Annotated in this window: 19 protein-coding genes; 16 read left to right on the top strand and 3 right to left on the bottom strand. The window is 66.8% G+C overall.

Translation table 11 applies throughout. The features are described 5' to 3' along the window. Window positions 1-37: 37 nt before the first annotated feature. The 16 genes from PHN62_RS15785 to PHN62_RS15710 all read left to right on the top strand — a co-directional run bounded on the left by PHN62_RS15785 (window position 38) and on the right by PHN62_RS15710 (window position 20567). Complete coding sequence (locus PHN62_RS15785; protein WP_300152310.1) at window positions 38-292, top strand: MoaD/ThiS family protein; 255 nt, start codon at window positions 38-40, stop codon at window positions 290-292. A gap of 77 nt (window positions 293-369) precedes the next feature. Next, the gene (gene uvrB, locus PHN62_RS15780; protein ID WP_300152308.1) at window positions 370-2541 is read left to right on the top strand and encodes an excinuclease ABC subunit UvrB; all 2172 of its coding nucleotides are present in this window, start codon (window positions 370-372) and stop codon (window positions 2539-2541) included. Window positions 2542-2671: 130 nt separating this feature from the next. Next, the gene (locus PHN62_RS15775; protein WP_300152307.1) at window positions 2672-3820 is read left to right on the top strand and encodes an isovaleryl-CoA dehydrogenase; all 1149 of its coding nucleotides are present in this window, start codon (window positions 2672-2674) and stop codon (window positions 3818-3820) included. Further along, entirely contained in the window at window positions 3817-5427 is a 1611-nt protein-coding gene (locus PHN62_RS15770; protein ID WP_300152306.1) for a carboxyl transferase domain-containing protein, read from the top strand. Before PHN62_RS15775 ends, PHN62_RS15770 begins: the two co-directional genes overlap by 4 nt. Before the next feature lie 26 nt (window positions 5428-5453). Next, window positions 5454-7412 (top strand): acetyl/propionyl/methylcrotonyl-CoA carboxylase subunit alpha, encoded by a 1959-nt coding sequence (locus PHN62_RS15765; RefSeq protein WP_300152305.1) that lies wholly within the window; start codon window positions 5454-5456, stop codon window positions 7410-7412. Continuing rightward, entirely contained in the window at window positions 7409-7864 is a 456-nt protein-coding gene (locus PHN62_RS15760) for a MaoC family dehydratase (RefSeq protein WP_300152304.1), read from the top strand. Before PHN62_RS15765 ends, PHN62_RS15760 begins: the two co-directional genes overlap by 4 nt. Next, window positions 7861-8727 (top strand): CoA ester lyase, encoded by an 867-nt coding sequence (locus PHN62_RS15755; RefSeq protein WP_300152303.1) that lies wholly within the window; start codon window positions 7861-7863, stop codon window positions 8725-8727. Before PHN62_RS15760 ends, PHN62_RS15755 begins: the two co-directional genes overlap by 4 nt. Before the next feature lie 390 nt (window positions 8728-9117). Continuing rightward, window positions 9118-10119, top strand: a complete 1002-nt coding sequence (locus PHN62_RS15750; protein WP_300152302.1) for a Gfo/Idh/MocA family oxidoreductase — start codon at window positions 9118-9120, stop codon at window positions 10117-10119. Beyond that, window positions 10116-11129 carry a hypothetical protein gene (locus tag PHN62_RS15745; RefSeq protein ID WP_300152301.1) on the top strand — a complete coding sequence of 338 codons (1014 nt, stop codon included), beginning with the start codon at window positions 10116-10118 and terminating at the stop codon, window positions 11127-11129. The genes PHN62_RS15750 and PHN62_RS15745 overlap by 4 nt, the downstream gene beginning before the upstream one ends. Window positions 11130-11184: 55 nt before the next feature. Next, the gene (locus tag PHN62_RS15740) at window positions 11185-12690 is read left to right on the top strand and encodes a nucleoside-diphosphate sugar epimerase/dehydratase (RefSeq protein WP_300152300.1); all 1506 of its coding nucleotides are present in this window, start codon (window positions 11185-11187) and stop codon (window positions 12688-12690) included. Next, window positions 12687-13820: a UDP-N-acetylglucosamine 2-epimerase gene (gene neuC, locus PHN62_RS15735; RefSeq protein ID WP_300152299.1), complete on the top strand. Its 1134-nt coding sequence runs from the start codon at window positions 12687-12689 to the stop codon at window positions 13818-13820. The genes PHN62_RS15740 and neuC overlap by 4 nt, the downstream gene beginning before the upstream one ends. 178 nt (window positions 13821-13998) lie before the next feature. Continuing rightward, window positions 13999-15564 (top strand): AMP-binding protein, encoded by a 1566-nt coding sequence (locus PHN62_RS15730; RefSeq protein WP_300152309.1) that lies wholly within the window; start codon window positions 13999-14001, stop codon window positions 15562-15564. Next, window positions 15561-15806: an acyl carrier protein gene (locus tag PHN62_RS15725; RefSeq protein WP_300152298.1), complete on the top strand. Its 246-nt coding sequence runs from the start codon at window positions 15561-15563 to the stop codon at window positions 15804-15806. The genes PHN62_RS15730 and PHN62_RS15725 overlap by 4 nt, the downstream gene beginning before the upstream one ends. Further along, the gene (locus PHN62_RS15720; RefSeq protein ID WP_300152297.1) at window positions 15803-17032 is read left to right on the top strand and encodes a WcbI family polysaccharide biosynthesis putative acetyltransferase; all 1230 of its coding nucleotides are present in this window, start codon (window positions 15803-15805) and stop codon (window positions 17030-17032) included. Before PHN62_RS15725 ends, PHN62_RS15720 begins: the two co-directional genes overlap by 4 nt. Window positions 17033-17385: 353 nt before the next feature. Then, window positions 17386-19344 carry a sigma-54-dependent Fis family transcriptional regulator gene (locus PHN62_RS15715; protein ID WP_300152296.1) on the top strand — a complete coding sequence of 653 codons (1959 nt, stop codon included), beginning with the start codon at window positions 17386-17388 and terminating at the stop codon, window positions 19342-19344. 185 nt (window positions 19345-19529) lie between these two features. After that, a complete protein-coding gene (locus tag PHN62_RS15710; RefSeq protein ID WP_300152295.1) occupies window positions 19530-20567 on the top strand; it encodes a zinc-dependent alcohol dehydrogenase family protein in 1038 nt (345 codons plus the stop codon). A 112-nt stretch (window positions 20568-20679) separates the two neighbouring features. Here PHN62_RS15710 and PHN62_RS15705 read toward each other — a convergent pair whose 3' ends face one another. The 3 genes from PHN62_RS15705 to PHN62_RS15695 all read right to left on the bottom strand — a co-directional run bounded on the left by PHN62_RS15705 (window position 20680) and on the right by PHN62_RS15695 (window position 23168). After that, complete coding sequence (locus tag PHN62_RS15705) at window positions 20680-20976, bottom strand: hypothetical protein (protein ID WP_300152294.1); 297 nt, start codon at window positions 20974-20976, stop codon at window positions 20680-20682. Between the two features lie 81 nt (window positions 20977-21057). Beyond that, window positions 21058-21429, bottom strand: coding sequence for a hypothetical protein (locus PHN62_RS15700; RefSeq protein WP_300152293.1), 372 nt, complete (start codon window positions 21427-21429; stop codon window positions 21058-21060). A 194-nt stretch (window positions 21430-21623) separates the two neighbouring features. After that, window positions 21624-23168 (bottom strand): caspase family protein, encoded by a 1545-nt coding sequence (locus tag PHN62_RS15695; RefSeq protein WP_300152292.1) that lies wholly within the window; start codon window positions 23166-23168, stop codon window positions 21624-21626. Window positions 23169-23250: the final 82 nt, after the last annotated feature.

The raw sequence follows: 23250 nt of genomic DNA, 5'->3' as shown, positions 1-23250 counted from the left end.
CGCTCTGGATGATGGCTCAGGAGAAGGGAAAGCGGCTGTGAAGGTGCTCTATTTCGCCTGGCTGCGCGAGAGGATCGGGCGGGGCGAGGAGAAGCTCGCCCCTCCGGCGGAGGCTCTGGAGAGCGCCGCCGCCTTCGTGGCCTGGCTGCGGACTCTGGAGGCGCGCTATGAGCTCGCCTTCGCGGATCTCTCGGCCCTGCGGGTGGCGGCGGATCAGGAGATGGTCGCGTGGGACGCCCCCCTGACGGACGTGCGCGAACTGGCCTTCTTCCCGCCCATGACCGGCGGATGATCTTTTGACTCTGGCGGAGCCGGGGAATCGGATTATATGGAACGCTTGGAGAACCCGCCAGATGTGGGAAGCGCGCCATGACCGTCGACATCGGACTCCCCGCCGATCCTCAGAAGCCCGCCAGAGCCAAGCTTGAAGGCGGCCGCCGCTTCAGGATGGTCAGCGAATACGCCCCGGCGGGCGACCAGCCCGCCGCCATCGCCGAGCTTTCGGCGGGCGTGGAGCAGGGCGAGCGGGAGCAGGTGCTGCTCGGCGCGACGGGCACCGGCAAGACCTTCACCATGGCCAGGGTGATCGAGCAGACCCAGCGTCCGGCGATCGTCATCGCCCACAACAAGACTCTGGCGGCCCAGCTTTACGGCGAGTTCAAGGCCTTCTTCCCGGACAACGCGGTCGAATATTTCGTCTCCTATTACGACTATTACCAGCCGGAGGCTTACGTCCCGCGCACGGACACCTTCATCGAGAAGGACGCCCAGATCAACGAGCAGATCGACCGCATGCGCCATTCGGCCACGCGTTCGCTGCTGGAGCGCGACGACGTGATCATCGTGGCTTCGGTCTCCTGCATCTACGGCATAGGCTCGGTGGAGACCTACACCGCCATGACGCAGGATCTGCGGGCGGGTCAGCGCTACGACCTCGGGGCGGTGACGCGCGAGCTGGTGGCTCAGCAATACAAGCGCAACGAGATGGGGTTTCAGCGCGGCGCCTTCCGTCTGCGCGGCGACGTGCTGGAGCTCTGGCCCGCCCATCTGGAGGACCGCGCCTGGCGCTTCAGCTTCTTCGGCGACGACCTTGAAAAGATCGAGGAGTTCGATCCCCTGACCGGCGCCAGGACCGCGCCGCTCGAAGCCGTGCGCGTCTACGCCAACAGCCATTACGTCACGCCGCGCCCGACGCTGAACCAGGCGATCAAGGGCATCAAGGCCGAGCTGGTCCTGACGCTGGACCGCCTCCGCGCCGAAGAAAAGCTGCTGGAGGCCCAGCGCCTCGAACAGCGGACGCTCTTCGATCTGGAGATGATGGAGGCGACGGGCGCCTGCGCGGGCATCGAGAATTACTCGCGCTATCTGACCGGCCGCAAGCCGGGAGATCCGCCGCCGACGCTCTTCGAATATGTGCCGGATCATGCGCTTGTCTTCGCGGATGAATCCCATGTGACCATTCCGCAGCTCGGCGCGATGTACAAGGGCGACTACCGCCGCAAGGCGACTCTGGCGGAATACGGCTTCCGCCTGCCTTCCTGCATGGACAATCGCCCGCTGAAGTTCGAGGAATGGGACGCGATGCGTCCGCAATCGGTCTTCGTCTCGGCGACGCCGGGCCGCTGGGAGATGGAGCGCACCGGCGGCGTCTTCACCGAGCAGGTCATCCGCCCGACGGGGCTGGTCGATCCTCCGGTGATCATCCGCCCGGTGACGCATCAGGTGGACGACGTCATGGCGGAGTGCCGTCGGGTGGCCGCCGCCGGAATGCGGGCGCTGGTGACGACCCTCACCAAGCGCATGGCCGAGGATCTGACGGAATATCTCCACGAGCAGGGGATCAGGGTCCGCTATCTGCACAGCGACATCGACACGGTGGAGCGCATCGAGATCCTGCGCGATCTGCGGCTTGGAGTCTTCGACGTGCTGGTGGGGATCAACCTCCTGCGCGAAGGCCTCGACATTCCCGAATGCGGATTGGTCGCGATCCTCGACGCCGACAAGGAAGGCTTCCTGCGTTCGGAGACCTCGCTGATCCAGACCATCGGCCGCGCGGCCCGCAACGTGGAGGGCGTGGCGATCCTCTACGCCGACAAGATCACGGATTCCATGGCCCGCGCCATCTCCGAGACGGATCGTCGCCGGACGAAGCAGGAGGCCTATAACCTGGAGCACGGGATCACGCCGCAATCGGTGAAGAAGAACGTCGCCGACATCCTGCTGTCGCTCTACGAGGGCGATCCTGCGGCCTCCGGCTTGCCGGAAGGCGTCAAGGCCGGCGTGGGAGGAAACCTGGCCAGACATCTGGAGGCCCTGCGCAAGCAGATGCTCAAGGCGGCGGAGGATCTGGAGTTCGAGGAGGCGGCGCGTCTGCGCGACGAGGTGAAGCGTCTGGAGATGGCGGAGCTGCTCACCGCCGAAGATCCCTTCGTGCGTCAATCGGCGCTGGAGGAGGCTTCGGCGGCGGATCTGCGCCGTTCGGGCCGCTCGACGGCGGGCAAGGCGGGCCGACGACCCACCCGCGCCCGCGGCAAGGGCTGAAGATTGCGGGGGATTGCCAGATCTCCCGCGCTCGGCTTAAGCTTCCTCCCAACGAAGGATCCCCCGTCGGGCCGCGCGTCCGGGAAGAGGGGAGGGGGCGCTCTGCGCGGCCCGCTGGGAGGAGACCGCTATGGAATTCGATTTCGGACTCGGCGAAACCGCCGAGGCCATCCGCGAGACGACCGCGCGTTTCGCCGATCAGCATGTCGCGCCTCTGGCCGCCAAGACCGACCGCGAGAACAAGTTCCCGCGCGAGCTCTGGCCGAAGATGGGCGAGCTCGGCCTCCACGGGATCACCGTCGAGGAGGAGTTCGGCGGCCTTGGCCTCGGCTATCTGGAGCATGTCGTGGCGATGGAGGAGATCTCCCGCGCTTCGGCCTCCATCGGCCTGAGCTACGGCGCCCATTCCAATCTCTGCGTGAACCAGATCCGCCGTTGGGGAAATCCCGACCAGAAGCGCCATTATCTGCCCAAGCTCATCTCCGGCGAGCATGTGGGCTCTCTGGCGATGTCCGAGGCGGGCAGCGGCTCGGACGTGGTCTCCATGCGCACCCGCGCCGACAGGACCGCGAAGGGCTGGCGGCTCAACGGCACGAAGTTCTGGATCACCAACGCCCCTGAAGCCGACACGCTCGTCGTCTACGCCAAGACCGATCCTTCCGCCGGGCCGAAAGGCATCTCGGCCTTCTTCATCGAGAAGGGAGACGAAGGCTTCTCCGTCTCGCCCAAGCTCGACAAGATGGGCATGCGCGGATCCGACACCGCCGAGCTCGTCTTTCAGGATTGCGAGATCCCCGCCGACCGCCTCATGGGCAAGGAAGGCGAGGGCGTGAAGATCCTGATGTCCGGACTGGATTACGAGCGCGCCGTGCTTTCGGCGGGGCCTCTGGGGATCATGCGGGCCTGTCTGGACGTGGTCCTGCCCTATGTGCGCGAGCGCAAGCAGTTCGGCCAGCGCATCGGCGATTTCCAGCTCATGCAGGCCAAGATCGCCGACATGTACGTCGCGCTGAACTCCTCGCGGGCCTATGTCTACGCGGTGGCGCGGGCCTGCGACGCGGGCAAGACCACCCGCGCGGACGCCGCCGCCGCCATTCTGCTCGCCAGCGAAAACGCCGTGCGCACCAGCATGGAGGCGGTCCAGGCTCTGGGCGGCGCGGGCTACACGAAGGAATGGCCCGTCGAGCGCTTCGTGCGCGACGCCAAGCTCTACGACATCGGCGCGGGCACCAACGAGATCCGTCGTTACCTCATCGGACGGGAGATCGTCGGGGCATGAGCCGCATCAGGAGCGCCGCAGACCCGGCCTCGCCGGGCTTTCAGGCCAACGCCGCCCATCACCGCGCCCTCGCGCAGGAGTTGCGCGAGCGGGCCGTCAAGACCGCCCTCGGCGGCCCCGAGCGCGCCCGCGCCCGCCATACGGAGCGCGGCAAGCTTCTGCCGCGAGATCGCGTCATCCGGCTGCTCGATCCGGCCTCCTCCTTTCTGGAGATCGGGGCTCTGGCGGCGGGCGGCATGTATGAGGACGAGGCCCCCGCCGCGGGCGTGATCGCCGGGATCGGGCGGGTCTCGGGCCGCGAGGTCATGATCGTCGCCAACGACGCCACGGTGAAGGGCGGCGCCTATTTCCCCATGACCGTCAAGAAGCACCTCCGGGCGCAGGAGATCGCCCGCGAGAACCGCCTCCCCTGCATCTATCTGGTGGACAGCGGCGGGGCGAACCTGCCGCATCAGGCCGAGGTCTTCCCCGACCGCGATCATTTCGGCGCGATCTTCTACAATCAGGCGCAGATGTCGGCGGAGGGGATTCCGCAGATCGCCTGCGTCATGGGCAGCTGCACGGCGGGCGGAGCCTATGTGCCCGCCATGTCGGACGAGACGGTGATCGTGCGCAATCAGGGCACGATCTTTCTCGCGGGGCCGCCTCTGGTGAAGGCCGCGACGGGCGAAGTCATCTCCGCCGAGGATCTCGGCGGCGCCGAGGTCCATGGCCGCCGCTCCGGCGTGGTGGATCATGTCGCCGAGAACGACGAACACGCCTTGCGCATCGTGCGCGAGATCGTCGCCACGCTGAACCGCCCCAAATCCATCGACATCGAGCTTGCGGAGCCGCGCAAGCCTCTCTTCGACCCCGAAGATCTTTACGGGATCCTGCCGCAGGATCTGCGCTCGCCCTATGACGTGCGCGAGGCCATCGCCCGCATCGTCGACGGCTCGGAGTTCCGCGAGTTCAAGCCGCTCTATGGAACGACTCTCGTCTGCGGCTTCGCCCATATCTGGGGGATTCCCGTCGCCATTCTGGCGAATAACGGCGTGATCTTCTCGGAGAGCGCCATGAAGGGCGCGCATTTCATCGAACTGGCCTGTCAGCGCCGGATCCCCTTGCTGTTCCTGCAAAACGTCTCGGGCTTCATGGTGGGCGGCAAATATGAGGCGGGCGGCATCGCCAAGGACGGCGCCAAGCTCGTGACCGCCGTGGCCACCGCCACCGTGCCGAAGATCACCGTGCTGATCGGCGGCTCCTTCGGCGCCGGGAATTACGGCATGTGCGGCAGGGCTTATCGCCCGCGCTTCCTCTTCACATGGCCCAACAGCCGCATCAGCGTGATGGGCGGCGAACAGGCGGCCTCGGTGCTGGCGACCATCCGTCGCGACGCTCTGGAGGCGCGCGGCGAGGAATGGTCCAAGGAAGCTGAGGAGGCCTTCAAAGACCCCATCCGCGCCCGCTACGAGGACGAGGGCAATCCCTATCACGCCACGGCCCGCCTCTGGGACGACGGGGTGATCGACCCCGCTCAGACCCGCGACGTGTTGGGCCTCGCCTTCTCGGCGACGCTCAACGCCCCCATTCCCCAGACGCCGCGCTTCGGCGTGTTCCGTATGTAACGGGCGCATGTGAGAGGAGACCAGCCATGATGGAAAGTCTGCTGATCGCCAATCGCGGCGAGATCGCAAGGCGCATTCTGCGTACGGCGAAGCGTCTCGGGGTGCGCGGGATCGCGGTTTATTCCGAAGCCGACGCCGACATGCCCTTTGTGAAGGAGGCGGACGAGGCGGTTCTGATCGGCCCGGCCCCCGCCCGCGAGAGCTATCTCGTGCAGGAGAAGATTCTGGAGGCCGCCCGCAAGACGGGGGCTCAGGCGATTCATCCGGGCTACGGCTTTTTGTCGGAGAACGCCGAATTCGCCGAGGCCGTTGAAAAGGCGGGTCTGATCTGGGTGGGGGCGCCGCCTTCCTCCATTCGGGCCATGGGCCTGAAGGACGCCGCCAAGCGCCTCATGCAGGAAGCGGGCGTGCCCGTCACGCCCGGCTATCTCGGCGAGGACCAGAGCGAGGCGCGTCTGGCTTCCGAGGCTGCGGCCATCGGTTGGCCGGTGCTGATCAAGGCCGTGGCGGGCGGCGGCGGCAAGGGCATGCGCCGCGTCGACCGCGCGGAGGATTTCCTCGACGCGCTGACCTCCTGCCGCCGCGAGGCCGCCGCCTCCTTCGGCGACGACCGGGTTCTGCTGGAGAAATACATCCTCAATCCGCGTCATATCGAGGTTCAGGTCTTCGGCGACCAGCAGGGCGGGGCGGTGCACCTGTTCGAGCGCGATTGCTCCTTGCAGCGCCGCCATCAGAAGGTGATCGAGGAGGCTCCGGCCCCCGGCATGGACCCCGCCACCCGCGAGGCGCTCTGCGCGGCGGCGGTGCGGGCGGCCAGGGCGGTGGATTACGTCGGGGCGGGGACCATCGAATTCATCGCCGACGGCTCCGAGGGCCTGCGCGCCGATCGGATCTGGTTCATGGAGATGAACACCCGCCTTCAGGTGGAGCATCCCGTCACCGAGGAGATCACCGGCGAGGATCTGGTGGAGTGGCAATTGCGCGTCGCCTGCGGCGAGCCTCTGCCGAAGACTCAGGACCAAATCCAAATGAACGGCTGGGCCATGGAGGCCCGTCTCTACGCCGAGAATCCCACAGCGGGCTTTCTGCCCTCCATCGGGCGGCTGGAATGGCTTGAGATCCCTTCCTGCATCGTGAATTCGCCGAACCTCGCTCATTGCCGCGTGGAGGCGGGCGTGGAGATGGGCGGCGAGGTCTCGCCTTATTATGATCCGATGATCGCCAAGCTGATCGTCCACGCCCCGACGCGCGAGGAGGCGGCCCGGAATCTGGCGATGCTCTGCGCGCAGGTGAGGATCTGGCCGGTCAGGACCAATGCGGCTTTCCTCGCCCGTGCGGCTTCCGATCCGGATTTCATCGCCGGGCGCGTGGACACCGGCTTCATCGAACGTCATGCGGATCGGCTCGTTCCGAGCGGCGAGCCGCCGCTCAGAGTCATGCAGGCGGCGGTTTGGGAGCTTCGGAAAGGCCACGCCCATCCCCATGCGCCTGCGCCGCCCGATCCCTGGGACCGGCTGAAGGGCTTCCGCCTGAACGCCGATCCTGCGCCGCGCGCCGAGATCCGGATGGCCGAACAGATTCATTGGATCGACCTTGAGGTTAAGCCCGGCGACTGGATCGGCGCGCTGTCGGACCCCTGGTTTCCTTCCGGGCGTGAGAATCGCGTCGTCTTCCATGACGGCGAGGCCTGGGCCTTCGACCACGTCACGGCCGACGACGGGGCTTCGGGCGCCGCCGCCGAGGGAGACGGCCAGATCTTCGCGCCCATGCCGGGACAAGTGGTCTCCGTCGAGGTCGCGGAGGGCGGGAAGGTGGCCAAAGGTCAGAAGCTGCTGACCCTCACGGCCATGAAGATGGAGCACGCCCTCACGGCGCCTTTCGACGGAACCGTGACGCGTCTGGCGGTCAAGGCGGGCGATCAGGTGACGGAAAGCGCGCTTCTGGCGGTGGTCGGGCGCGCGGCGGAGTTCGGAGAAGACGCATGACCGGACGCTGGTTCGAAGACTGGGCCGAGGGCCAAACCCTCGAACACGAGATCCGCCGCACCGTCACCGAGACGGACAACCTCCTCATCTCGACCCTGACCCATAATCCGCAGCCTCTGCACCTCGACGCCGAGGCGGCGGCGGCCAGCGAATTCGGGCGGATCCTCGTCAACGGGACCTTCACCTTCGCGCTGATGGTGGGGCTCTCGGTGGGAGACACCACTCTGGGCGTGCTGGTGGCGAATCTGGGCTATGACAAGGTGGTGATGCCGAAACCCGTCTTCATCGGCGACACCCTGCGGGCGCGTTCGAAGGTGGTCGCGCTGCGCGAGTCGAGATCGCGCCCCGAGGCCGGGCTCGTCACCTTCGAGCATCAGGCCGTGAACCAGCGCGACGACGTGGTCTGTCAATGTCTGCGCACGGCGCTCATCCGCCGGAGGCCCGCCGCATGAGGCTGCGCTCGCTGCTCTTCACGCCGGGCGACCGCCCGGACCGCATGCTCAAGGCGCTGGAGTCGGGCGCCGACGCCGTGATCCTCGATCTGGAGGACGCGGTGTCCCCCGAGCGCAAGCCCGAGGCGCGGCGGCATGCGGCCGAGCTTCTCGCCTCCGCCGGACGTCCGGCGCGGGTCTTCGTGCGGATCAATCCGTTGCAGGGCCCCGAGGCCGACCGCGATCTCGCGGCGGTGCTGGAGGGCGCGCCGGACGGGCTCGTCCTGCCGAAATCCGAGAGCGCGCAGAGCGTGAGCGCGCTTCAGGCGCGCGTTTCGGCGCATGGAGGGCGTCTTCCTCCGGTGCTGCCCATCGCGACGGAGACTCCGGCGGCGGTCTTCGGGCTCGGGACTTACCGCGCGGTCGCGCCTCTGCTCTGCGGCCTGACCTGGGGCGCCGAGGATCTGCCCGCCGCCATCGGCGCCGCGACCTCGCGCGAGCCGGACGGCGGTTATTCCGCGCCCTACGAGATGGTCCGGAGCCTGACCCTGTTCGGGGCTCATGCGGCGGGGGTCTCGCCCATCGACACGGTGTTTCCGGCCTTCCGGGATGTGGCCGGACTGGCCGATTACGCCGCCCGCGCCCGTCGCGACGGCTTTCGCGGCATGATGGCGATTCATCCGGCGCAGGTTCCGGCGATCAACGCGGCCTTCGCGCCGAGCGCCGCCGAAATCGACTGGGCGCGGCGGGTCCTTGCGGCTTTCGCGGCCGCTGCGGGCGCGGGCGCGGTGAATCTCGACGGGGCCATGCTGGACGCGCCGCATCGCAAGCAGGCGGAGCGGATTCTCGAAGAGGCGCAGGAGCCGGGGGCCGCGAAGCCCTGAGATCTCAGGCCGCCCGGGCTGCGTCGGGGTTCAGGCTCGCGCGGGCCTCCCTGGCGGCTGTCCCGGCTTCCTCGGGCGCGGGGCTCCGGAAGTCCGTGAACGGATAACATTGACTGAAGATGTCGGTTGTGCGTCATGTGGAAAGCGATCCCGCAAAGAGATCGTTCATCAGATTCTGCAATTCTCGATCTGTTTTTCCTGCGGATGTCTCCACTTGAGCAACGCATTTCGGACGTCCCGCACGCCGGGATTTCGTCCCTCTGTGGGATCTTCAGGTGAAATAATGGATCAAACCTGTGAATTTTTCCCTGTAGCGTAGACGTCATCATGGATTTCCATATACCCTTGATGTAGAAAACAGAGAATAGCAACCGGGTGGCGTTTACATATATGGAAATGGATCAGTCGAGGGTGTGGATCGTCGGGCTGGGCCCGATGGGAATCGCCTATGCGAAGGCGCTGCGCGCGCTCGGACATGACGTGCTGGGCGTGGGACGCGGCGCGCAAGGCGTCGCGGCCTTCCGCGAAGCCACGGGATTCGAAGCGGTCGCGGGCGGGCTGGAAGCCGCTCTGGCCGCCCATGCTCCGCCCGCCAGAGCCATCGTGGCCACGCCGATCATGGTCCTCGCCTCCAGCGCCCTGACGCTGATCTCGGCGGGGACGCGCGACCTGCTGGTGGAGAAGCCGGCCGGCGTCGACCTCGAAGACTTCCGCAGGCTCGCCCGGGGCGCCGAGGAATCCGGAGCCCGCGTCTGGCTGGCCTACAACCGCCGTTTCCTGCCCTCCGTCCAGGAGGCCCGCCGCATGATCGCCGAGGACGGCGGCGCGGTCGCCTTCTCCTTCGAGTTCAGCGATCCGGGCGACCGCATTGCGGCTTCGGCCCATCCGCCCGAGGTCAAGCGCAACTGGCTCTACGCCAACGGCACCCACGTCATCGACCTGGCCTTCCACCTCGGCGGAGAACCCGAACTTCTCTCCGCCTATGTGGAGGGCTCTCTGGACTGGCATCCGGCGGCGGCGAGCTTCAGCGGCGCCGGACGGAGCTTCGGCGGGGCTCTCTTCTCCTATCAGGCCAATTACGAGGCTCCGGGCCGCTGGGGCGTGGTCGTCGACACCCGCCAGAGGCGCCTGTCCCTGCGTCCGCTCGAAGAATTGCACGTCCAGAAGCGCGGCTCCTTCGCTCTGGAGAAGGCGGATCTTGCAATCCCGCCCGAAGAGGCCGATCTGAAACCGGGGTTGCCCGGTCAGCTCCGGGCCTTCCTCCAGGGAGAGGGGCGCGAACATCTGCTGGATGCGGCGGCTCATCTGGAGCGCGCGGAGCAGGTCTACGCCCGGATCCTCGCCGGATCGGCCGGGCATGGAAGCAGGAACGACGTGGAGAAGCAGTCATGAGCGGCGCGCAGGGCCTCGGAGAACAGAGGCCGGTCTTCATCGTGGTGGGCTGCGGCAACATCGGTTCGCGTCATCTGCAGGCTCTGGCGGCTCTGGAGCGGCCGAGCCTCGTCTACGGCCTGGAGCCCGATCCTCAGGCCCAGGCCCTCGCCCGTTCGCGGTTCCACGAGGTCTCCCCGGAAGGCGGACGCCACGAATTGCGCATCTCGGCGGATTGGGCGGATCTGCCCGCGGAGGCCGGGGTCGCCGTCGTGGCGACCGGCGCGGCCCCTCGCCGCATGCTGACCGAGCGCCTGCTGGGACAGGTGCGCCTCGAGGGCCTGCTGCTGGAGAAGTTCCTCTTCCAGAAACACGCCGATTACGAGGCCGTCGGGAGCCTTCTGGAGCGCCTTGCCCTCCCCGCCTTCGTGAACACGCCGCGTCGGGCCTGGCCGGGCTATCACCGCCTGAAGGCGATGCTGGAGGGGCGCGGCCCCCTCTCGGTGCATGTCCAGACGGGCGCGCGCAACGGCCTGGCCTCCAACGCCATTCATTTCCTGGATCTCGCGGCCTATCTGGCGGGGGCTCCGGAGGGCTTCGAGCTCTCGGGCGCCCAGCTGACGCCCGTCGCGGGCGTGAGCCGCCACGCCGGACAGGCCGAGTTCACGGGAGTCCTCTCGGGCTTCTCGGCGAAGGGCGACCATTTCTCGCATCGCAGCCGCCTCGACAGCGTCGAGCGCCATGTCATATGGATCGAAGCCCGCGATCTGCGGATGGTGGTGGACGAGCTGGCGGGCGTGGTCAGGATCGCCTCCGCCGGGGAGGGCTGGGTCTGGCGCGAAGAACCTTTCGAACTCATCCAGCAGAGCCGCCTGACCAACCGCTTCGCGGAGACCCTGCTCGCGGGCGGGGAGATCCATCTGCCGTCCTACGCCGAATCCTCTCGACTGCATCGCCAGTGTCTGAGCGCCTTTCTCGTCGCCATGGGGGAGGACCCCAGGGCTCCCGAAATCTTGTGTCCTGTCAGCTGATCTTGCCCAGTGAGCCGGCCCCCGGGTCGGCGCCGGAGTCGCGGAGCGTAACAACATGTTCATGAAAACCGGAGTCCCCATCATCATCTATGGCGCCGGAGCTTCCGGGGTCCAGATGCTTCTGGTCACGAACGCCTCGAGGGAATACCGGGCCGTCGCCTTCGTGGACGACGACGCCGCCCTTCAGGGAACCGCGGTGCATGGTCTGCAGGTCCATGCTCCGGAGGAGATGCGCGATCTGATCGCGGCTCACGAGGCGCGGACCGTGCTTCTGGCGATGCCCTCGATTTCGGGCGAGCGCCGGGCCGAGATCGCGACGCGTCTGCGCGCGGCCGGAGCGGACGTGCATCATGCGCCGACGATCCATCAGATCGTCGGGGGGAATCTGGCTTCTTCCCCGACGATCTCGCTGGACGAGATCCTCGGGCGTCCGCCTTCGGAGGAGGGGTCGCATCTCGCCGCCGAGGCGATTCGCGACCGCGTGGTTCTCGTGACGGGCGCGGGCGGCTCCATCGGCTCCGAGCTCTGCGCCAAGCTTCTGTGCTTCCGGCCGCGGACCCTCATCGCCTACGAGATGAACGAATACGCGCTCTACAAGGTCGAGCAGAATCTCCAGGCCCTCAACGCGGTGGCCGGGGACTCGCCGACGACCATCGTTCCGGTTCTGGGATCGGTCCTCAACCAGGCGCGGCTCGAACAGCTGATCCGCGCGCATGGGGTCAGCCACGTCTATCACGCCGCGGCCTACAAGCATGTGCCGCTCGTCGAGAGCAACGTGCTGGAGGGCGTGCGCAACAACGTGCTGGGCACTCTGGCGGTGGTGGAGGCCTGCGTCGCGCTGGGCGTGGGCAATCTGGTTCTCGTCTCCACGGACAAGGCCGTGCGCCCGACCAACGTCATGGGCGCCACGAAGCGCATCTCGGAGATCATCCTTCAGGACGCGCAGCGCCGCAATCCGGGGACGGTGTTCTCGATGGTGCGTTTCGGCAACGTCCTGGGCTCTTCGGGTTCGGTCATTCCGCGCTTCTACGACCAGATCAAGCAGGGCGGCCCGGTCACGGTCACCCACGCCGAGATCACGCGCTATTTCATGACCATCTCCGAGGCGGCCTTCCTGGTGGTCCAGGCGAGCGTCATGGCGCGGGGCGGAGACGTCTTCCTGCTCGACATGGGCGAGCCGGTGAAGATCGTCGCCCTGGCGCAGCGCATGATCCGGATGATGGGCCATCTGCCCGTCCTGCCGGGCGAGGAAGGGGAGGGCGTGCGCATCACCTTCTCGGGCCTGCGCCCCGGCGAGAAGCTTTATGAAGAGCTGCTCATCGACAGCGTCGCCGAGGAGACGTCCCATCCCAAGATCGCCCGCGCGGTCGAGGACGCTCCTTCGGCTCTGACGGTGTCGCGCCTGCTCGCCGAGCTGAAGGTCGCCCTGGAGCGCAACGACGCCCAGCGGGTGATCGAGATCCTGTCCGAATGCGTCCAGGACTACGTCTCCTCGGGACTGGCGGGCGATCCGGAGGCGGTCGCGCGGCCCCGGCCCCTGCTGAGAAGCCAGGCGTCATGAGGCGGAGGATCGTCTACGTCTCGGGCACGCGGGCCGATTTCGGCCTGTTCGCCCGGACCCTCGGTCTTCTGCGCGACGACCCGCGCTTCGAACTCGGCGTCTACGCCACGGGGATGCATCTGTCTCCGCTCTTCGGCGAGACGGTCCGCGAGATCGAGGCGCAGGGCTTCGACCTCTGGCTGCGGGCGCCCACGCCGGTCGACTCCGGATCGGGGGTGGAGATGGCCTTCGCTCTGGCGCAGGCCCTCGAAGCCTTCAGCCGGGGGCTGGAGCGCGACAAGCCGGACCTTCTGCTGGTGCTGGGCGATCGCGGCGAGATGCTGGCGGGGGCTCTGGCGGCGGTGCATCTGAACATTCCCGTGGCGCATGTGCACGGGGGCGAGCGTTCGGGGACGGTGGACGAATCCATCCGCCATGCGATCTCGAAGCTGGCGCACATCCACCTGACGAGCACCGCGCAGGCGCGCGAGCGCCTCATCCGCATGGGCGAGCGGCCGGACCAGACTCACGTCTGCGGCGCGCCGGGGCTGGACGAGCTTCTCGCGCGGGATCCTCTTCCGCGGGCGGGGCTCTTCGCCGCCGAGGGTCTGGACCCTGCGCGCCCCACGGCGCTGATGGTCTATCATCCGGTGGTGCAGAACGCCGAGGCGGCCGGAGACGAGACCGCCCTTCTGCTGGAGAGTCTGGAGGCGCGCGGCCTTCAGGCGCTGATCCTCGCGCCGAATTCGGATGCGGGCAGCCAGAACATCCGCAAGGCTCTGGAGCGGGCGCGGTCCAATCCCGACTGGCGCCTGGCGACGCATCTGCCGCGCGAACGCTATGTGGGGTGGATGGCCGCCGCCGACGTGATGCTGGGCAACTCCAGCAGCGGGGTGATCGAGGCGGCGAGCTTCGGGACTCCGGTGGTCAACGTCGGGGAGCGTCAGGCGGGGCGCGAGCGCAACGCCAACACTCTGGACGTCCCTGTGGAGAGGGAGGCCGTCGGGGCGGCTCTGGACCGCGCTCTGAAGGGGGGCCGCTTTCCGCTCCGGAACGTCTATGGCGACGGCCAGGCGGGCGGGCGGATCCTCGAAGTCCTGGCGGCTCCGCTGGGCCTGCCGGGGCTGCTGAACAAGCTCAACGCCTATTAGCCGGACTCGGCGGGCGCGTGTTCCGTCACGGGCCGCCTCTCCGTTTCGGCTGGTCGGCGACGGCTGTTTTCAACCGGCGCCGAAGCTCCGGACGGGCGGACAATCGCCTGTTGCAAGGTTTTCGGGAACGGCTTGAATCCCTGGATGCGTCGATCTGGGAGCGAGCTGGTGTTGATCGATCAACTGCGCGCACGCGCTTTCCGATGGTCCGGCGATCCATTTCTCCGCCGACGCCCGGACGACAGGTTATCGGGAGCTCTTGGACGCCTCCCTCCGCTATGGCGGCGCTCTGGAAAGGGCCGGCGTCCGCAAGGGCGAGGTGGTCCTGATCTTCCTGCCCACCTCGGAAGCCTGCGTCGGGGTCTTTCTCGGCGGCATGCTGGTCGGAGCGATCCCCTCGCTGATGCCGCTCCCTTCGGAGAAGCAGGATCCCGACGTCTACTGGGCGTCGCATGCGGCTCTCTTCCGCCATGTCGGAGAGGGATGGATCGTGGCGCCTCGGGAGTTCGTCGACGCCATCCGGGAATGCTCCGGCGGCTCGCTGAACGTCCTGCCGCTCGACGCTCTGGATCTGCAGGAGCCTGCGTCGATCGCGACCGTCCAGCCTTCCGATGTCGCGTTCCTCCAGCACAGCTCGGGGACGACCGGTCTGAAGAAAGGCGTTCCCGTCAGCCACAGGCAGCTCGCCGATCAGCTCGAGGCCTACGCCGGAGCCATCGACCTGAACGAGAAATCGGTCATCGTCTCGTGGCTGCCGCTGTATCATGACATGGGGCTCATCGCCTGCTTCCTGCTTCCGGTCTTCACCGGCTGCAAGCTGGTCGTGATCGATCCGTTCAGATGGACGGCCAGGCCCCGCATCCTTTTCGAGGAAATCGACAGGCAGGGCGGCACGCATTGCTGGATGCCCAATTTCGCCTTTTCCCACATGGCCAACATCGCGGCCTCGGTGCCTGCGCGCTTCTCCTTGCGGTCGATGAAGAAGTTCATCAATTGCTCGGAGCATTGCAAGCCGGGATCCTTCGACAGGTTCGTGGAGGCCTTTGCGCATCTTGGCGTCGTCGACGAGATGATGACCTGTTGCTACGCCATGGCCGAAACGGTCTTCGCCGTCACGCAGACGGGCCCGGGCCCTTGCGCCCGGGAGCGCAACACGCTGTCGAGCGGGCGCGTCATCGAGGGCATGAGCATCCGCATCATGGGCGATGACGGCCGCGAGGTTACGGAAGACGGAGAGATCGGCGAGATCCAGATCAGCAGCGCTTTCCTCTTCGACGGATATTACAAGAATCCCGACCGGACGAAGGAAAGCTTCGAGGGCGGGTGGTACAAGACGCGCGACTACGGCTTCCTGAAGAACGGCGAATTGTTCGTGCAGGGCCGCCTTGACGACATGATCATCGTCAACGGACGCAATCTCTACGCCCATGAGGTCGAGAGCGAACTGAGCTCCATTCCGGGCGTGATCGCCGGCAGATCGGTCGCGTTCTCCATCGAGAATGAAGCCGCAAGCACGGATGGACTGATCGTCGTCTGCGAAACGATGATTGAAGATCCGTTGTCGCTGGATGATCTGAAGCAGAGAATATCCGATCACGTCTTCGCCGTGATCGCCGTGATGCCGCGCGAGATTCTGCTGGTGCCTCCCAGGAGCATCTTGAAGACCTCCAGCGGGAAGACGGATCGCAAGAGAAACAAGCAGAAACACGCCGAAGGCAAGTTCTCGAACTGGAGCATGGCATGACGACTTACGCCGATGTGTTTCCTCGTCTGGCGAGCATAATCTCCGAGCATTTCGCGTATGACATCCGGAAGATCAGTGACGAGACCACTGCGCCCCAAGTCCTTGGCTGGGATTCTCTCGCGCATACGATCATCATCATGAAGATCGAAGATGATTTTGAAATAGAGTTCCCGGACGACTTCATCTTCAAGGTCAGGAACGTCGGCGAGCTGGCGCGCAAAATCGTAGATTTGAAAGAATGACCGCACAAAAGAAAATTGTCGTTCTTGTCGGGAATTGCCAGTCTCGCGCAATCGAGAACTTTCTGAAGCGATTGCCTGATTTCGATGCTCGCCATGAAGTCGCCCGTTTCCGGACCTTCCAGGTCGGCGAAGCCATGGGGCTTTCTGCGCAATTGGCGCAGGAGAAGGCCCGTCTGAAGGATTATGTCGCGGCCAACAAGAAACGGATCTCCTTGTTCATCCGCCAGAAGACGCATGGCTGGTTCGATGATGGACTGACCGAAAGCAGTCTGGGCAAATCCACGGAGATCATCGAGTACCCCGCCTGTCTGCTGAACTACATCTGGCCGCTCTCCGCGCATGGCCCGGACAGATACGCAGCGAACAGATATCAGGCCCGCTATCTGCCGTTCTCCATCATGGACAGAGAGATCCTGAATCTGCGCGAGCAGAATCTTTCCGAAAAGGAGTTTCTGGCGCGCTACATGGAGATCGACGTCGTCAGGAAATACAAGGTCGACCGGCTCAAGCGCCTGAACGAAATCAAGGGCGAGCAGGTGGACGCGAATGCCACCTTCCCGATCTGGCCGTTCATCAGCCAGAACATGAATCTCGTCCAGTTGTTCCGGACGGAGAATCATCCGAATGGGCCATTGCTTGCGGAGATCCTCAGGCAGATCAAGCTGCATTCCAGAACGCTTCAAGACGTCGAAGGTTATGACGCGGCCGTCGATGTGATGCGGAATTCCTATGGGATCGGTCCGCTGGAGGCGCCTGTCCATCCGAGCATCGCCGAGCACTTCAACCTGAGCTGGGCGAAAGACCGCAAGTTTTCCTTCTGGGGATATATGGACCTGACGTTCGAGGAATATGCGCTCAAGCTCTATCGTCTTGATGTCGACGAGGAGTATCAGCGCGCTCTGGAGATGTCCAAAAGCGATCTGCCGGAGGCGCTGAAGTTGCTGCATCAGGCCGCCGCCAGGAATCCACATGTCGCACATTTCAAGGATCTGGGCCTCAAGTGGCTGCGCAACGAGATGTTGCGCAACCCATCCTTCAAGCTCGCCGTCGCCTCCGTCAGGAAAGGCGAGGTCGCGGAAGCGGCGGCCTTCATGGAGAGGGCCGCACGCGATCTTCCGCACAACAATACGGCCCAGGAATATTCCGCGCTCTATCGCAGACGTCTGGATGCGCATATCAGAAAGAGGCTGAGTGAATTCATGGAAGCGGAAGGAAAGGGCGGCTAGCTGCTCGGCTCCGGCCCGACACGTCACGGAGAGGACATGGTTCTTCCCCGGTCGTTCCGGCGCGCAGCCTCTCGAGTTTGCGCGAGGCGGCTTCCTCGGCCTGCGGCGAGGGCCGCGCCCGAGACAGCGTCTGGGCGAGGCCAGCGCGGACTGACCTTCTCCTCTCCCCCATTCCCATCGGACTTCAGACGGCGCGGCTTCGGCTTGCGCCGTTCTGCGTCGAGACGATCAGCCACTTGATTTCGGCGGCGGGCGATTTCACAATCCCGACGACGCTGACCTTGCGACACCCTGACTCTCCGGAAGGAGGCGACTTTCCAACCCCTGGCTTCATCCAGCGTGAGGAGGATGACGTGTCGGCCGCCGCCCCCCTTTCCTTCGCCGATCCGGCTTTCGAGCCCGACATCCGGAAAGACTGGACGGATTTCATGTCCGGCGCGCGCGGCCGCGGCGGCGAGGCGGTCCGTTCCGTGATCGCCGAATCCTGGCTGCGCTGTCAGAACTCCTCCGTCGACCACCGGCGCGGCCAGGGCCCGGCGCCCATGAACGAAGGCCGGTTCCGCGGATTGCTGGACAAGCGCGAAAGACTCCTGGCGGCGAGCGCCCCCGCCATGGCGCTCGCGCGCGAATATCTCTTCGAGACCGGGACGGTCATGGTGCTGACCGACGCCGACGGCGTCGTCCTGAGGCTCGAAGGCGACCGGACCATCGCGTTGCGCGACGCCGTCGAGAAGATCCACCTGCTGCCCGGCGCCCGCTGGAGCGAGGACGCCATCGGCACCAACGCCATCGGCACCGCGCTCGAACTCGGGATGCCGATCCAGGTCCATGCGGCGGAGCATTTCTGCGAGGGCATCCAGCGCTGGTCCTGCTCGGCGAGCGCCATCCGGGATCCGGCGGACGGCGCCATTCTCGGCGCCATCGACATTTCCGGTCTGTCGGCCTCCTACGGCCGCGCTTCGCTGGCTCTGGCGGTCTCCGCCGCCGGACAGATCGAGGAGCATCTGAAGCGCTGCGAGCTTGAACGGCGTCATCGGCTTCTGGACCGGTGCCTCGACGCGCTTCCCCATGCGGATTCGCATCACGTGGCGCTGTTCGACGGCGCCGGACGCCTCTTCCGGTCGAACGGGGAGACCGCCCGGATTCTCCGCGATCTCGGAGCGCCGGAGGATCGCGCCGCCTTTCCGCTGCTGGATTACGAGGCCGAAGACCTCCGGAGCCGCGCGGCCTCCTGGATCCGGCCCGAATGGCTGCGGCTGATCGTCAGCGAGGGCGAGCGGCTCGGAGCGGTGATGATCGCGCCGAAGTCGGGCGCGTCGCGCTCCGCGCCGCGCGCGCCCTGCGGATTTCAGGCGATCATCCGCGGAGACGCCCGGACGGAACGCACCGTCGAAGCCAGCCGACGCGCGGCGGCCTGCTCCGCGCCCGTCCTGCTGCAGGGAGAGACGGGAGTCGGCAAGGAGGTCTTCGCGCGGGCGATCCACGCCGGATCGCGGTTTCGGGGCGCGCCCTGCGTCGTGGTGGATTGCGGCGCGCTGAACCGCGAGCTGCTCGCCTCGGCGCTCTTCGGCTACGCCGAGGGGGCCTTCACCGGGGCGCGTCGGGGCGGCGCGCCCGGCAAGATCGAGGCGGCGCGCGGCGGCACGCTGTTCCTCGACGAGATCGGAGAACTGCCGCTCGACATGCAGCCGATGCTGCTGCGGGCCGTCGAGACCGGCGAGATCTGCCGTCTGGGCGAGACGACGCCCCGGAAGGTCGATTTCCGCCTGATCGCCGCGACGAACCGGAATCTGCTCGAAGAGGCGCGGGCCGGGCGATTCCGGCGGGATCTCTATTACCGGCTGGCGGTGCTGCCCATCGAGATCCCGCCCCTGCGCGAGCGCCTCGGAGACGTCGCGCCTCTGGTGGAGCGGTTCTGTCGGCAGGCGGAGGAGCGTTATGGCCTGCCGCGCCGCGACTTCGGGCCTGACGCCCTGAAAAGCCTTCAGGCGCAGGCCTGGCCCGGCAACGTCCGGGAGCTGCGCAACCGCGTCGAGCAGATCCTCGTCAACGCCGAGGGCGCGACGGGCGGCCTCATCGGCCTGTCGGCGCTGCCGCCCGATCTGGTCCAGGCGGCGCCCTGCGCCGGGCCCGGAGACGAAGGCCTCTCCCTCACCGAGGCGAACGAGCGGGCGCTGATCCTGCGCGCGCTCGAAGACTGCGGCGGCAACGTCACCGCCGCCGCCCGCGCCCTGGGCCGGGCCAAGAGCACGCTTTACGCCAAGATGCGGCGCTATGGCCTGGAGGAGCGGCGGGCCTCTCCCCGGCTCTGAGCCATCGTCCTCCGCAGGCCTCGCGCGCCGGTCTGCGCGCCGACCGGATTTCGTCCGCCGGAGCGGACGATGGACCGGAAACCGGACGCTTCCGGATTTCAACCTCTTGATTTCATGATCAGATCATCTGGAACGGGTCTTGCCTTGGGCGATGCGCGCAACAAGATTCCAGGGAGGATCATCACATGAAAGCGCTTGTCTATCACGGACCGGGCCGCAAGGCCGTCGAAGAGCGGCCGAAGCCGAAGGTCGAGGCGCCGACCGACGCCGTCATCCGCATCACGAAGACGACGATCTGCGGAACGGATCTGCACATCCTCAAGGGCGACGTGCCGAGCTGCGTTCCCGGCACGGTGCTGGGCCATGAAGGCGTCGGCGTCGTCGAGGAGGTCGGCGCGGGCGTGACGCTGTTCAAGAAGGGCGATCCGGTCCTCATCTCCTGCATCACCTCCTGCGGCAAATGCGAATATTGCCGTCGCGGCGTCTATTCGCATTGCGTCTCGGGGGGCTGGAAGCTGGGCCACGTCATCGACGGCACCCAGGCGGAATACGTGCGGATCCTGCACGCCGACACCAGCCTGCACCACATCCCCCCCGGCTCCGACGAGGCCGCCCTGGTGATGCTGAGCGACATCCTGCCGACCGGCATGGAGATCGGCGTCCGCAACGGCAAGGTCGCGCCCGGCGGCAGCGTGGCCATCGTCGGAGCGGGTCCGGTGGGCCTGGCCTGCCTGCTGGCCGCGCGGTTCTACACGCCCGGACAGATCATCGTGGTGGATCTCGACGACAACCGCCTGGAGGTCGCCAGACGCTTCGGCGCCACCCATGTGATCAACAGCAAGACCACCAACGCCGTCGAGGCGATCATGAAGATCACCGAGGGGCGGGGCGTCGACACGGCGATGGAGGCGGTCGGCATTCCGGCGACCTTCGGGATCTGCGAGAGCGTCGTGGCGGTGAGCGGCGTTCTGGCGAACGTGGGCGTGCATGGCGTGAAGGTGGATCTGCACATCGAGCGTCTCTGGGCGCAGAACATCTCGATCACCACGGGCCTGGTCGACACCGTGACCACCCCGATGCTGCTGAAGACGGTGACGGCCGGATCTCTGGATCCTGCGGGCCTGATCACCCATCGCTTCAAGTTCGGCGAGATGATGGAGGCCTACGACACCTTCGCCCGCGCGGCCGAAACCGGAGCCCTGAAGGTTCTGATCGAGGCGTAAGCAGCCTGGCGCATCCGTCTTCGTCGAGGCGGATGCGCCGGAGCCCGGGCGGCGAGGCCGGTCGGCATCCGGCGGGGATCCGCGGAGGCCTCCGGGACAGGCGCATGGGGCGTCAAGAATGGCGCATCACCCATCGGGCGATTTCTCTGGCGGCTTTTCCGGCGCCGGCTTTTCCGGCGGCCTCCGCCATCTCGTCTTCGTCGGCGCCCGTGAGCTTCGCCCACCATGCGGCGGCGGCGGCGGCGGCGAGCGCGCCGGTCCCGATGCTGGCGGCGCTCGCGCCGATCTGGGCGGCGAGATAGGATTGCAAGGGAGCCAGCCCGCCGAGCAGCTTCGCCTTCAGGGCGAGGGTTCCTGCGGCTTTTCCCAGGGCCAGGATGGCGGCGGCGGCGATGACAGGAAGGGGCATGTCGGGGATCCTTTCGAGATCGGAGGCGCGACGCCGTTCCGGCTCCCCGACCTGGAGGAGCCGGAACGAAGCTTCGGAGACTCAGCGGTTCGGGAGTCTCTGGGCCGTCTGCGACGGCTGAGGCGGCTGGGGCGGGGCGGAGGGAGAAGGCTTGAAGGCCTCATAGGCGATCCAGGCCAGGGCGCCGAGGACGAACGCCTCCACAATGTCTTCCCCGACGGGGCTGGAGGGCGCGGCGGGGCGGTTCGCCTCCCGCTCCCGTTCCGCCCGCTCCCATTCCGCCCGCTCCCGTTCCGCCCGCTCCTGCGCCAGATCCCGCTGCACCATACGCCCAAGCTCGGCGCAGTTGCTCGGGCCGTCGCAATTGGCGGAGGCGGGGCCGGCGGCCATCGGGCCGACGACCAGCCCCAGGGCGAACACGCCGGCGAGGATGCGTTTCAGGGCCTTCATCATGATGTGTCTCCTCAGGTCATCGAGTGAGCGTCGGCGCCTCGGGGCAGGGGAGAAAGGTTGCGCCGTTCCTTCGCCTTTCTCTCTTCAGGGGTGTCGGGAGGCTCTGAAGGCGAAGAAACGGGGCTTGAGGAAAAAAATCAGGCCGCATGAAAAAAACGCTTCGAGCCGGGGAGAGAGGCCCCCGGAGCCGCGCTTCACCGGTCGACGTAAAGCGCGGCCACGCTGGCGGAGACTCCTTCCGAGAGGGACATCTCGCGCAGGATCTCCAGCAGGCGCGGCGTTCCGGCCTGCGTCTCCAGGGCGCTCCGCAAGGCGACCGGCTCCTCCTCCGTGAGGAGGAGGATCAGGTGATCCGCGCCGACAGGCTCGGAAGGCCGCTGCGTGACGACGAAAGACCGTGAGGCCTCCTGCGGGGCCTCCTCGCCCGGATGAAGGGGGAAGAGGCGCTGGACCTCCCCCGTATTGGCGAGATTGAACAGGGTCAGCCAGGGCCGCGCCGCCACGACGCTGATCTCGACCGGATCTGCGCCGATCCGGTGGAAGTCCTGATCGGGAGAAATCTCGACCGCAGCGGGAGCCCGCGTCGCCATCTCCTGCACGAGCCTCACGACGCGCAGCTTGTCCAGAATCGCCCGCAGCTCCGGCGCGAAGAGCCGGATCCCCTCGGCGATCCGCGCGCCGGAATCGTCCAGAACATCCCCCTTCTCCAGATCATAGACGAGATCAGGGGCCTCTCCCTCCTGCGCGATCCGGAGGCCGGAAGGCGGCTCCGGAGCGGGGCCGCCGCGAAAGGACAGCCGCAGATCCGGGAACAGGATGGGCGCAGGCCCCGGAGGCGGGCCCTCGGGGCGGACGAAGAGCACATGAGGCGCGCCGCCGGGACCAGGATGGAACTTGCGCCGCACCGCGTTGTCGAGAGAGGGGAGCGCGGCCTCCAGATAGGCCCCGAGCTCCAGATGATCGATCGCGCCGTCGCGATTCGCGTCGGCGGCTCCGTCGAGCGCCCGCGCGAAGAGATGGCTGAGGGCGCCGCGCCGGGCGCCCCTGATCGTCACTTCATTGACGGTTCCCGCCTGATCCACCGCCGAGACGAAGAAGAAATTCGTCGCCGCTTCGGGCGGAGGAGGCCGCGGCGGCGCGAGCGCGGCCGGCGGCGTGAAGCTCCGCGCGGAGGCCTCGTTTTGAAGCAAGGGGCTCGGAGAGGCCCTGCGCCCCTGTCCGCCGCCGCGATGCATGGAGCCGGAATGGCAGGAATCCGCGACGAAGAGAACCCTGAGCCCCTTCTCCAGAGCCTCGCGGAACCAGAGGTCGAGCTCGTCGTCGAGGATCCGCTCCTGCGGAGTCCGGGACGAGAAGCCGGAAAGCGCGAAATGTTCGTCGGAGACGTCTCGCGGATCGAGAAGCGCCTCGTCGCCGTTCAGATCCGGCTCATGGCCGCCATGTCCGGAATAGGTCAGGATCAGGAGGTCTCCGGGCGCGGCGCGCGCGACCATCGCCCGCCATGCGGCCTCGACGGCCGCCCGGTCCGCCTTCCGGTCCAGCAGGGAGGTCACGTCGCGCACCCCCAGACGCCCCAGGCTGCGGGCGATGTCCCGGGCGTCGGCGACGGCGCCGGAGAGCGGGCGCTCATGATCATAGGCGTTGATCCCGATCGTCAGGGCGCGCGGCTCGGCCCGCAGAGGCGGACTCCAGAGCGCAAGAGGAAGAAGACAGGCGAGGAGCCCCATCCTGCGTCGCATCTCGTTCTCCTTGAAGCGTTTGTCAGAGAAGCTGAAGAGCTTCGCGTCGTGAAAACGCGATCAGACAAGAACCTGGAGCCTT

The sequence above is a fragment of the Neomegalonema sp. genome, from assembly GCF_028688855.1.
Lineage (GTDB): Bacteria > Pseudomonadota > Alphaproteobacteria > Rhodobacterales > Rhodobacteraceae > Neomegalonema.
The sequence above is the reverse complement of the archived record's forward strand: the minus strand, read 5'-3'. Positions and strand labels throughout refer to the sequence as shown.

Bases quoted from the DNA above. Each gene is read 5' to 3' on its own strand.
- PHN62_RS15725 (WP_300152298.1), top strand. From the start codon at position 15,561: ATGACGACTTACGCCGATGTGTTTCCTCGTCTGGCGAGCATAATCTCC.
- neuC (WP_300152299.1), top strand. From the start codon at position 12,687: ATGAGGCGGAGGATCGTCTACGTCTCGGGCACGCGGGCCGATTTCGGC.
- PHN62_RS15770 (WP_300152306.1), top strand. From the start codon at position 3,817: ATGAGCCGCATCAGGAGCGCCGCAGACCCGGCCTCGCCGGGCTTTCAG.
- PHN62_RS15745 (WP_300152301.1), top strand. From the start codon at position 10,116: ATGAGCGGCGCGCAGGGCCTCGGAGAACAGAGGCCGGTCTTCATCGTG.
- PHN62_RS15755 (WP_300152303.1), top strand. From the start codon at position 7,861: ATGAGGCTGCGCTCGCTGCTCTTCACGCCGGGCGACCGCCCGGACCGC.
- PHN62_RS15695 (WP_300152292.1), bottom strand. From the start codon at position 23,168: ATGCGACGCAGGATGGGGCTCCTCGCCTGTCTTCTTCCTCTTGCGCTC.
- uvrB (WP_300152308.1), top strand. From the start codon at position 370: ATGACCGTCGACATCGGACTCCCCGCCGATCCTCAGAAGCCCGCCAGA.
- PHN62_RS15775 (WP_300152307.1), top strand. From the start codon at position 2,672: ATGGAATTCGATTTCGGACTCGGCGAAACCGCCGAGGCCATCCGCGAG.
- PHN62_RS15720 (WP_300152297.1), top strand. From the start codon at position 15,803: ATGACCGCACAAAAGAAAATTGTCGTTCTTGTCGGGAATTGCCAGTCT.
- PHN62_RS15760 (WP_300152304.1), top strand. From the start codon at position 7,409: ATGACCGGACGCTGGTTCGAAGACTGGGCCGAGGGCCAAACCCTCGAA.
- PHN62_RS15700 (WP_300152293.1), bottom strand. From the start codon at position 21,429: ATGATGAAGGCCCTGAAACGCATCCTCGCCGGCGTGTTCGCCCTGGGG.
- PHN62_RS15750 (WP_300152302.1), top strand. From the start codon at position 9,118: ATGGAAATGGATCAGTCGAGGGTGTGGATCGTCGGGCTGGGCCCGATG.
- PHN62_RS15765 (WP_300152305.1), top strand. From the start codon at position 5,454: ATGATGGAAAGTCTGCTGATCGCCAATCGCGGCGAGATCGCAAGGCGC.
- PHN62_RS15705 (WP_300152294.1), bottom strand. From the start codon at position 20,976: ATGCCCCTTCCTGTCATCGCCGCCGCCGCCATCCTGGCCCTGGGAAAA.
- PHN62_RS15710 (WP_300152295.1), top strand. From the start codon at position 19,530: ATGAAAGCGCTTGTCTATCACGGACCGGGCCGCAAGGCCGTCGAAGAG.
- PHN62_RS15740 (WP_300152300.1), top strand. From the start codon at position 11,185: ATGTTCATGAAAACCGGAGTCCCCATCATCATCTATGGCGCCGGAGCT.